At 43.9% G+C, this 10,868-nt stretch carries 7 protein-coding genes and 1 pseudogene; 4 read left to right on the forward strand and 4 right to left on the reverse strand.

Features of this window, described 5'->3' with window-relative positions; genetic code table 11:
* The 3 genes from ACJ751_RS28575 to ACJ751_RS28585 form a co-directional block, all read left to right on the forward strand.
* A partial coding sequence (locus ACJ751_RS28575; protein ID WP_407748956.1) for a hypothetical protein occupies positions 1–1,926 on the forward strand: 1,926 nt, incomplete at its 5' end.
* Positions 1,927–1,965: 39 nt separating this feature from the next.
* Positions 1,966–2,682 (forward strand): head GIN domain-containing protein, encoded by a 717-nt coding sequence (locus ACJ751_RS28580; RefSeq protein ID WP_407748957.1) that lies wholly within the window; start codon positions 1,966–1,968, stop codon positions 2,680–2,682.
* 240 nt (positions 2,683–2,922) lie between these two features.
* The gene (locus tag ACJ751_RS28585) at positions 2,923–3,417 is read left to right on the forward strand and encodes a hypothetical protein (protein ID WP_407748958.1); all 495 of its coding nucleotides are present in this window, start codon (positions 2,923–2,925) and stop codon (positions 3,415–3,417) included.
* A gap of 141 nt (positions 3,418–3,558) precedes the next feature.
* On the opposite strand, the gene ACJ751_RS28590 is transcribed toward ACJ751_RS28585, so the two are convergent.
* Positions 3,559–5,997: an InlB B-repeat-containing protein gene (locus ACJ751_RS28590; protein ID WP_407748959.1), complete on the reverse strand. Its 2,439-nt coding sequence runs from the start codon at positions 5,995–5,997 to the stop codon at positions 3,559–3,561.
* A gap of 716 nt (positions 5,998–6,713) precedes the next feature.
* On the opposite strand from ACJ751_RS28590, the gene ACJ751_RS28595 reads away from it, so the two are divergent.
* Complete coding sequence (locus ACJ751_RS28595; protein WP_407748960.1) at positions 6,714–7,166, forward strand: glycine zipper domain-containing protein; 453 nt, start codon at positions 6,714–6,716, stop codon at positions 7,164–7,166.
* Positions 7,167–7,271: 105 nt separating this feature from the next.
* Here the strand turns inward: ACJ751_RS28595 and ACJ751_RS28600 are convergent, their stop codons facing one another.
* The 3 genes and pseudogenes from ACJ751_RS28600 to ACJ751_RS28610 form a co-directional block, all read right to left on the reverse strand.
* Positions 7,272–7,664: a response regulator transcription factor gene (locus tag ACJ751_RS28600; protein ID WP_407748961.1), complete on the reverse strand. Its 393-nt coding sequence runs from the start codon at positions 7,662–7,664 to the stop codon at positions 7,272–7,274.
* A 217-nt stretch (positions 7,665–7,881) separates the two neighbouring features.
* Complete coding sequence (dinB, locus tag ACJ751_RS28605) at positions 7,882–9,039, reverse strand: DNA polymerase IV (RefSeq protein WP_407748962.1); 1,158 nt, start codon at positions 9,037–9,039, stop codon at positions 7,882–7,884.
* A 5-nt stretch (positions 9,040–9,044) separates the two neighbouring features.
* Positions 9,045–10,868 (reverse strand): annotated as a pseudogene (locus ACJ751_RS28610) (DNA polymerase III subunit alpha); the annotation flags it as partial.

Consider the following 10,868-nt stretch of genomic DNA (forward strand, 5'->3'; position numbering starts at 1 on the left):
ACCGTTGAAGAAACACAAAAATATGCTGCAGCAGTAAATGATCCATTACGGATGGTCACCGGTTTTGCCGGCGTGGCCAGTGCCGATGATGGTGGTAATGATATCGTGATAAGAGGGAATGCGCCCACCGGTTTATTATGGCGGATGGAAGGCGTTGATATTCCCAACCCCAATCACTTTAGCGAAGCCGGCGGCAGTGGTGGCGGTATTTCTATCTTAAGTTCTCAAACACTTGCCAACAGCGATTTTATAACCGGCGCTTTTGCCGCCGAATATGGCAATGCGTTAAGCGGGGTATTTGATCTGAAACTCAGGAAAGGCAATAATGAAAAAAACGAGTATGCGCTGCAGGCAGGTTTTCTGGGTTTGAATGCTGCAGCCGAAGGCCCACTGTCTGCATCGCATAAGGGTTCTTACCTGGTAAACTACCGGTACTCTACCCTGTCATTGTTAAACAAGATGGGCCTCGATCTGTCGCAGGGCGCCACCAATTTCCAGGACCTTTCGTATAATATTTATCTCCCCACAAAAAATAAAGGAATTTTTACGGTGTTTGGTTTTGGCGGATTGAGCTCCGACAACCAAAAGATCGAGACCGATAGTTCTAAATGGGAAATGCAGGATGACCGGTACGCCGGTAAGTTTATCGCGAATACTGGCGCTACCGGCATCACGCATACTATTCCTATCGACAATCAAACCACCCTGAGATCAGCGTTGGCATTTTCATATACTTCCAACTCTTACAATGAGAAATATGTACAGAGCAGCAAGAGCATTGTAGACAATTACAAGGACAATTACATCACCCAAAAAATACTGGTCTCTTCTACCCTCAATCATAAGATCAATGCCAGCAATGCCCTGCGGGCAGGCGCTTATGTAAATTTCATTTTCTTTAAATATTACAAGCTATCGAAGGAAAATCCAAATGCACCGTTGCTTGAAAACATCAATACCAGCGGTAATACCCAAACCGTTCAGGCTTTTGTGCAATGGCAATACAAACCCTACAATAACCTCACCTTTAACGTAGGCATGCATTACCTGGCTTTGTTGTACAATAATACAGGTTCGGCCGAGCCAAGGGCTTCTGTTAAATGGGACCCCGACAATAAAAGCTCCCTGGCTTTTGGTTATGGGTTGCACAGCCAGCTACAGCCATTGGGTGTATACTTTGCGAAAGACATCAATGGCCAGGCGACCAATCAATACATCGATCTTACCAGGGCGCATCACTTTGTGCTTTCCTATAGCCGGTTAGTAGGTTATAAGTTACGGGCAAAAGGAGAAGTATATTATCAGCAACTGTTTGATGTGCCAGTGACGGTGGACCTCGCCAAAACCTTTTCTACCCTCAACATTCAAAATGAATTCATCACCGATCCGCTTACCAATAATGGAAAGGGCAGAAACTATGGCATTGAGTTAACCCTGGAGAAATACCTCGATAACAATCTTTATTATACGGTGAATGGTTCCTTTTATCAATCGAAATACACCGCAGCAGATGGCGTAGAAAGAAATACCCGCTACAATGGCAACTATCTTTTCAACGGCGTGGCAGGAAAAGAGTTTCCCTTATCAGGGCAACGTAAGGTGTTAGGTATAAACATCAAGGTTATTTATGCCGGTGGTTACCGTACAACGCCTATTGACCTGGCAGCTTCACAACAGGAAGGCTACACCATTTACAAAGAGAAGGAAGCGTTCAGTTTGCAAAACCAGGCCTACTTCCGCCCGGATTGCCGTGTCAGTCTTAAATGGAACCGTACGCGTTTAACCAGTACGCTTTCGCTCGATATTCAAAATGTAATAAACCGGAAAAATATTTACAACCAGAAATATGACCTGCTGAAAGGAACCACGATCACCAATTACCAGAACGGTATGATCCCGGTATTGAACTATAAAGTAGAATGGTAATCGTATAGCAATCATTTATCAATTATAAACATTACAACCATGAAAAATTTCCATTTAGCCATCTGCGTGGTCTTATTATTCATTGTTTCTTCCTCGTGTAAAAAGATCACCGGTAAAGGACCGGTAGTAGTAGAAAGCCGGCAAACAGCCACCTTTGATGGATTGAACCTCAGGATACCGGCCGAACTTTATTTTAAACAGGATTCCGTTTTTAAGGTAGAACTACAAGCCCAGGAAAACATCCTGGAAGAAATAGAAACAGTTGTTATCAATAATGAGCTGCAGATCCGTTTCCGCCATGATATCACCAGGGTTCGCACTAATGATGGCATTACCGTATTGGTAAATGGCCCGGATGTACGGTCTTTCACGGTGAATGGTTCCGGATACCTGGAAGTATCTGACCTTATTACCCCTGCCAATATGGGCTTACATGTAAATGGATCAGGCAACCTGAAGGTTAACAATGTAACCACCACAGAGGTCAATGCCGATATAGATGGATCGGGAATAATAACCGTTAGCAGCGGCAATGCCAATACGAACAACCTGCGTATTAGCGGCAGCGGATTAATAAATGCATCGGGCTTACAGGTAAAAGATGCCCGCGCCAGCATCAGGGGCTCTGGTAATATTCAATTGTTTGCCACCCAAACCCTGGATGCAAGCATTTCAGGCAGTGGCAGCATTTTGTTTAAAGGCTCACCAGCCGTTACCACACATATTTCTGGTTCAGGTTCCGTAACACATCAATAATGGCAGCAGAATTATACTTATAACAATTTTTATAACACAAAACACCAGTTAACAAAAAGATAATGCAGAGTTAATATTCCATTTCGGAAAACGCAGTCAAATATTTGACATTAATCAAAAACCTGCTCGTTTTTTCCACAATGCACAATTAATAATCCACACAGAATTTTTCTTACAGTGAACAAGTATACATTTGGCAGGAGATTCCTAAAAATTTCTTAACTCGCTAATTGCCGCATTATGAAATGGGTGTATGTTAACCAGCCTTCTGTTTATATTAGAAAATATCAATTGACGGAAGGCGACAATACTAAACTGGAAATAAAGTATAACCTCGAACAACAATCAGTACGTATTAGTAGCGAAGAAAACCACCGGCTTTTTTTTATCGACAAAACAGGATTATGGCACAACAAAACCATATTGAAAAATGAATATGGGGTTGAAATTGGAAAACTGGCTATTGACAAGGTTCACGGTACAGGGTTCATAGAAATTGAAGGAAAAAAATACTACTACATGTTGCAGAACAATTCGCAACTGGTGGTATTTGAACATACGGTATCCATGCCATTGGCTGTGTGTGATATGACTGCAGCTCCTTCCTTTGCTTCACTGTTGGCCAACAAATACAGCAATGAAGAATATGCCTGCTTTTTACTGGGCATTTGCTGGTACCTGTTCCCGCTCACAGCAGCTGAACAATTGGAATTTGCCGGAGCCAGCGTAGCGTAACAAGTAACAATCGCCTCCTTTACAGTATAAGAGGGTGCATCTGATAAGATGCATCCTCTTTTTATTTACCTCCCTGGTGATAGTTGCAAACAAAAAGAAGAGTCCGCCGCGGCGGACTCTCTTGTTATTACCGGCTTATAGTTAGTGTACGAACGTATTTTGAAGAACAGTTTTTGAATGGCCGTTATGTATGATGATAAAATAAACTCCCTTTTGTAAGCCGGTATAATCTACGGGTATTGTATAGCTACCAGGCGAATAGGTTTTATTGGTCAATGTTTTTATTAACCGGCCATCGGTTGCATACAGGTTCACCATCACTTTTTCTAAAGCAGTAACGTTAAACCGCAGCGTTGATAAACCGGTTGTTGGATTAGGCAGTACTATTGGCTTCATCTCAGCCGGATTAACACCTGTAATGGGCGTTTCTATTCTTGCGCCGGTGGCAGCACTGCAGGATGCTTCGGTGGGGTTGTTCCCGGTGATTTCTATCCAGTCTATATTCGCAAATTCTGCAGCAACCGTTGTTTCCAGCCTGATCTTGTTCGCACCGGCAACTAAGGTTACAGGGATCTGAGCGGTAGTGGTCCAGGTGCTCCAGGCAGCTGTTTTCGGGAAGGCCACTGCCGCATTCACCTGCACGCCATTTACCAGCACCCTGGCCGTTGTAGCGCTTTGTGAACCCGCATTGGCATAGCGCCAAACCAGGTTATACGTACCAGCCGCTCCTGCGCTCACTGCCCAGGTAATGCCCTGTCCGCTCGAATTACTCAGGTTAATATAATAGCCGCCATCTGCGCCGGTGTAAGTGTTTTGTCTGGAACCGTTCGCGCTGCAATAACCGATACCTGTACCTGATTTATCATCGATGCGCAAAGTAGTGCCGGTGCCACCGCTGGTAGTAAAGTTGGCCGTAACACTGGTGTTGGCATTCATGGTAACTGTTGTAGTAGTGCTGGTACCGCTGGCACCACCGCTCCAGCTGCTGAAAACATAACCGGATGCGGGTGCTGCCGTTAAGGTTACAACAGTACCGGCTGCATAGGAAGTGGCATTGGGACTACGTGTTATGCTACCACCTGCCGAAGGACTCGCTGTAGTGGTTAAGGTATACGTGGTGCCGGTGCTATTGGTAAAGTTGGCGGTAACCGTTTTATTGGCGTTCATGGTAACTGTTACTGAAGTGGAAGAACCGGTAACATCCCCACTCCATCCAGTAAAGGTATAGCCACTGCCGGGAGTAGCGGTAAGCGTAACAACCGTACCGGAAGCATAAGTGGTGGCGTTCGGATTGCGGCTAACTGTTCCACCCGCTGAAGGCGATATATTAGTGGTAAGGGAATAGGAAGTAGACGTATTACCCGATTCAATAGCACCCAGGTCTGGCGCGCTGCCATTGTACGTAATACCGGTAGATGTTACACCAGCATTAATGAGATCACTTCCGGCCGCTAAATTCAAAAACCCATTTGAGGTTGGGTTGGCAGCAGGGCCAGGCGTTAAGGTAACAAAATCGGCTGCTGTTACTGTAAAACCACCTGCAGCTCCCTGAAAGGAATTGGGCGCTGTTGCAGTGCCGATAATGCGATCGTTTGAACCGCTCTGGAACGACAGGTTGTTTTTAAATACACTGGTACCACCATCGAAATTGAAATTACGTTGGGTGTTATTGTATGAAGTGTTATTCGTAACCTCAATAGTACCGAGGTTCCTGTTGTAAGTAAACCCATGCTGACCGTTGTTATAGGCCACGCATCTCCTTACAATATGGTTCACCGAAATATCTTCGCCACCCAGCTTAAAGCCGTTTTTGTCGCCATTGCCCGATGTAGTACCATCGGTGAGAATACCATTGTCATGGGAAATACAACCTTCCAGCGTGATGGCCCCAATAGGTCCGGTATCGGGTTTTGTGTAAAGGTCCCAGCCATCATCGATATTATTATGGGAAACACAATTCCGGAAAACGTTTCCTGCGCCGCAGGTAAGTTTGGCGGCAAAACCATCGGCGTCTTCATTATCCGGGTCCTTGTTGTCGTACGATTCACAATTCAGGATCAGGTTATTACTGGGCCATTGCGCAATAGTGGTATAACTGGTATTATACCGGCTTAGCTGTAAACCGGTATCGGCGTTCTTTCTGAAGATACAGCTTTCAATAGTGTTGTTATCACCGGAAAGCAGCATTCCATTGTCACCGGCGCTTTCGATGATCAAGCCTTTTAAATGCCAGTAGCTTCCATCCAGAATAATACCCCGGTTGGAGGAAGCAACAGCCATCCCGGCAAAACTGATTACAGGTACTTCACTTCCATAAGCAAATATGTTTTTAGGTGCAGAAGAAGTACCACTGTTCGATTCCGCAATCAATACGGTGGCAGTTAAATTGTAAGTACCACCCCGCATATAAATAGTGCTACCGGCAGTAATAGTAGCAATCGCATTCGCCAGGGTAGTTGGCGCTGAAATGGAAGTGCCCGAATTGGATGCACTTCCCGAAGGAGATACATACAGGTCCTGGGCATAAGTACCCACATAAACAGAGAATAAGGAAAATAATAGTAATAGCATTTTTTTCATAAAACAAGCTTTAATTAAAGTATAAAAGAAAATCGTTAAGGCAATAAGGGTCCCGCATAGTTTCGCGCAAAAACTACGTACAGCTGGCTACACCATTTCGGGTGAAACTGGTTGAAAGCTATATAGCAGATGATATGCTCATTACGCAGGAGGAGGGTTTCCGGCGAAACAATAAGCAACTGATCGCTATTAGCAATAACGGGATCGGGTAATCGGCACGGATAAAAAAACTTACTGGGTAATTGTAGAAAAAATCCGGGGAATGGGTAATTAATAACTACAGGAAAGTTAAAAAGAAGTGAACGATCACAAGGTTCTTATAACATATTTTTTTACGCAAACGTTCCCGGAAACGTACACTATACAATTAACTATCGTTCAACCACAACCGTGAAAATACGGTTAGCACCTGCGCATAACGAATAGGAACGTACTAAGCTCATCAATCAATCTATTGATCTTCGCTCGTTTACTCTGCAAAACATGTTTAGCAAAAAGTTCGCAAAGGATCGTAAAAATCCCAATGCTTCAATATTCTTTAACAGAATACTGCCATAAAGCCTTAAAATTTCTTTATGTTAATGTGAATGACTGCTATTTTATTGAAAATGAGGGGATACAGCGCTTCCTGGCATCATTTTTAACATTTGCCGGGTTTATGGCACACTTTTTCTGTATATACAGGTAGTGATTGAATAACCTTAAAATCGCAGATTATGAAACGGATATTTTACACAACCACAGCAGTAGTACTAAGTGCGGCCATGTTGGTATCGTCGTGCAAGAACAATGACAACAAACTGGAATCAGGCAGTGTGCCTGTAACGCCAAATTCCATTTCTCAATCGGAGTATAAAGAGTATAAAGAATGGAAAGATCAACAACAGAATACCCAGACGAAAACAGCTACTCCGCCTACGCAAACTGTGGTAGTACACAAACATTATACAGTTAATGAAACAGCGCCGGCTACCCAACCGGTTAAAAAGAAAAAAGGCTGGAGTAAAGCGGCCAAGGGAACAGTGATCGGCGCCGGTGTTGGAGCAGCAGCAGGTGCTATAATAGTTAAAAAGAACCGGGGATTAGGTGCAGCCGCCGGTGCCGTATTAGGTGGTGGCGCTGGTTATGGTGTAGGCCGTTCTATGGATAAAAAAGATGGCAGATATTAAAGATCGTCAGAGACCGATTAAATAAACAAGCCTCCCGATGCATCGGGAGGCTTTTGTTATTTGGTTTAATGGAATGAGCGTGTTTTTACAAAAACTTATCAGGTTTTAGGCCACCTGTACCTGTTTTATCACCGACAACAACATATTATTTAAATCTGTAAAGGGTGCATCTTTCGCAACAAATCCATCGGCCCCCAATTGAATCCCTTTATTAATATATATACTGCTGTCTTCCATGGAAAAGAAAATGATCTTCATGGCCGGCCATTCCTTTTTTAAATGAACGGTGGTTTCTAACCCATCCATTACCGGCATATTAATATCCAGCACACATATATCTGGTGTATGGCTCTCCTGTAATTTATCAAGGAACTCCTGCCCATTTTCTGCCTCCATAACTACATTGTAACCCAATGATTTAAGGCGGAATTTTACACTTTCACGAATCAGGGCGTTGTCATCTACTACGGCGATAGTGATAGGGTGTTCTTTTTTCATAGTTACTTCTATTTTTTTCAAAATTTCTGCTACACAAATCGTATACGGTTTTAATCAGGGTTGCCTGCACAAAAAGATGTGACATTCCCCTTATTACTATACACCGGAGTGAAGCGTTCGACAAAAGATTTTTTCAGAAAGATGAAAAATGAATAGTTTTCCGTTTCCCAATAAGTATTTTCACTTATAACGCAGGCACAAAAGCGTGAATTTTCGTTTATACGCCCACTCCAACGGCCCGGATAAGCGTTTTTTCACCAAATCGCTTTTTTACGCTGTCGATTGCCTGGTACAGTTTGATCATTTCCTGGGTATCTTCAAATAAACTGATCTGGTAATTCCCCGGAATGAGGTGGGTAAACCGGATACCCAATAACCTGATGAGTAATCGCCGTTCGTACAGCTTATTGAACAGCTCCTTAGCCGTTTGTAACAGCACATGGTCGGCATTGGTATAAGGAATGGTAATCTGTTTGGTAAAAGTTTCAAAATTCGAATACCGCACTTTCACGGTCACGCAGCCGGTCAGCTTGTTTTGCTGCCGTAATTGAAAAGCAATTTCTTCCGTCATCCGTACCAGCTGGCTGTGCAGGAAATGGGTATCGATGGTGTCTGTTTGAAACGTGCTTTCTGTAGAGATCGATTTTTGTTCATGATAGGGCACCACCGGCGTTTCATCGATGCCGTTTGCCTTGCGCCACAGATCGATCCCTGATTTTCCCAACAGGTTCTCCATCATCTCCATGGGAATCTCACTCAACACTTTCACCGTTTCAACACCCATCTTTAACAGCTTATAACCTGTTTCCTTACCTACGCCCGGGATTTTTATAATGCTAAGCGGCGCCAAAAACGACTTTTCGTTCCCAAAAGGTATTTCCAGCTGTCCATTAGGTTTTACCTCGTTGGTAGCCACCTTGCTGATGAGTTTGTTGGAAGCCAGCCCCCAGGAAACAGGCAACCCGCTTTCTTTATTGATCTTTTTCTTTAACTGGCCGGTAAACTGCAAACAACCGAAAAACTTATCCATTCCGGTAAGATCGATATAGAACTCATCGATACTCGCTTTCTCAAAAACGGGAACAGTATCTTTTATCACATCCGTCACCAGGCGGGAATATTTACTGTAGGCCTCAATATCGCTTCTTATAATAATTGCTTCCGGACATAACCTGCGGGCAATTTTCATAGGCATGGCGCTGTGAATGCCAAATTTGCGGGCTTCATAACTACAGGCAGCCACCACACCGCGGTCACTGCCTCCCCCTACCAGCAATGGCTTGCCGCAAAACTTCGGATTTCGCAAAGTTTCTACCGATACAAAAAAAGCATCCAGGTCAAAATGCGCAATATGTCTGTCCTTTGATAATAACATGGTCGTTATTTAAGCGTATCGTAACTGCGTTTTTTAAATCCCACCTTAATCGTTTTGCGGGCTTCAATGCTAAACACCCCAAAATCATCCACTACGCGGCCGGTGAGTTTATAAAATCCTCCACTGTGCAAGGGGTAATTGCGGGCCGTATCAGGAAAGTGAACGGTATCCACCCAGTCAAGGTCTTTATCAATAAAAGTTCCGAAGAACATGATGTCATTATTTTTCGTTTGCACATGTTTGCTGGCGATAAAATAAACCAGCACCGTAATTACCTGGTGCAAATGATTGCCTATTTCCCGGGCGGGAACGTAATTATCGGTATCGGCATCAACCATTGCAAACGGGTTCGATAAGGTAAAACCCAGGATCTCTTTTTGATCGTACAGATCATCAACCGCATTGTCAGTTAGTACAGGCAAACTAAACTCCACCGGCTTTTCTACAAACAAAGATTCGCTTACCGGGATATGGGCCTTATTTTTCTTTTGCAGAAAATTGGCTTCCCACAATAATTGTTTTTTTGTTTTACCCGTAAAGCGAAAGGCGCCCACACTCACCAGGATGTTGAGTTGTTCAAGCCCGATATGGGTGCGTTCAATAAAATCCTGCAAATGCAGAAAGGCGCCACCCGTTTTCCGCTCTTCCATGATCTGTTGCATGGAGTTTTCCTGCAACGCTTTAATATGCACAAAACCGGTATACACTTCATCGCCCCTGATACTGGTATATACTTCGCTGTTGTTTATGCAGGGGGCGTGTATAATACCACCGGCTTTCATCAATTCAATAAAATATAATTCCGTTGAATAAAAGCCGCCGAAATTATTGATCACGGCTACCATAAATTCTTTAGGGAAGAAAGTTTTTAAGTACAGGCTCATATAACTTTCCACCGCAAAACTGGCCGAGTGTGCTTTATTAAAACTGTAACCGGCAAAACTTTCCATCTGTCGCCATACTTCATGCGCCAGCTCGTCTGAATGTCCCAGTTCCCGGCAATTGGACAGATACTTATCCTTTACATGTTTGAATTTATTGCTCGATCGGTATTTACCACTCATAGCCCGGCGCAGAATGTCTGCTTCGCCTAAGGACAAACCGGCAAAATAATGCGCGATCTTTATCACATCTTCCTGGAAAACCATTACGCCGAAAGTCTCACTTAAATGCTCCTCAAAAAGTGGGTGCAGGTACACTATTTTCTCCCGGTTATGGAACCGGGTTATATACTCCCGCATCATACCCGACTGTGCTACGCCCGGTCTGATAATGGAACTGGCCGCCACCAGTGTGATGTACTCATCGCACCGGAGCTTTTTCAGCAGCTGCCGCATGGCGGGTGATTCTATATAAAAACAACCAATGGTTTGCGCTCCCCGGATCTGATCTTTGATGGCGGTATTATGTCTGAAGTTCTGGAAGTCATGAATATTAACATCTATTCCCCTGTTAGCTTTTATCAGGCGCAGGCTTTCCTTTATATGCCCCAGCCCCCGTTGACTCAACACATCAAATTTGTTGATGCCGATGTTCTCTGCCACGAACATATCCATTTGCGTGGTGGCAAATCCTTTAGGCGGCATAAATAAAGCGGCATACTCATATATAGGTTTCTCGGTAACCAGCATGCCACAGGGGTGAATGGAAATATTGTTGGGAAAATTCTTCATCAGCCGGCCATATTGCATAATGAGCCGCTGGATTTTGTCGCCAGGCTGTGAAGCGCGCTGCAGGCTTTTTATTTCTTCAACCGGTAAACCGAATACTTTTCCCAGTTCCATTATAATGGCATCATGCTGAAACGTAGTGTAGGAACCCAACAGGGC

Origin of the sequence: Niastella sp. (assembly GCF_045805085.1) — a bacterium.
GTDB lineage: Bacteria > Bacteroidota > Bacteroidia > Chitinophagales > Chitinophagaceae > Niastella.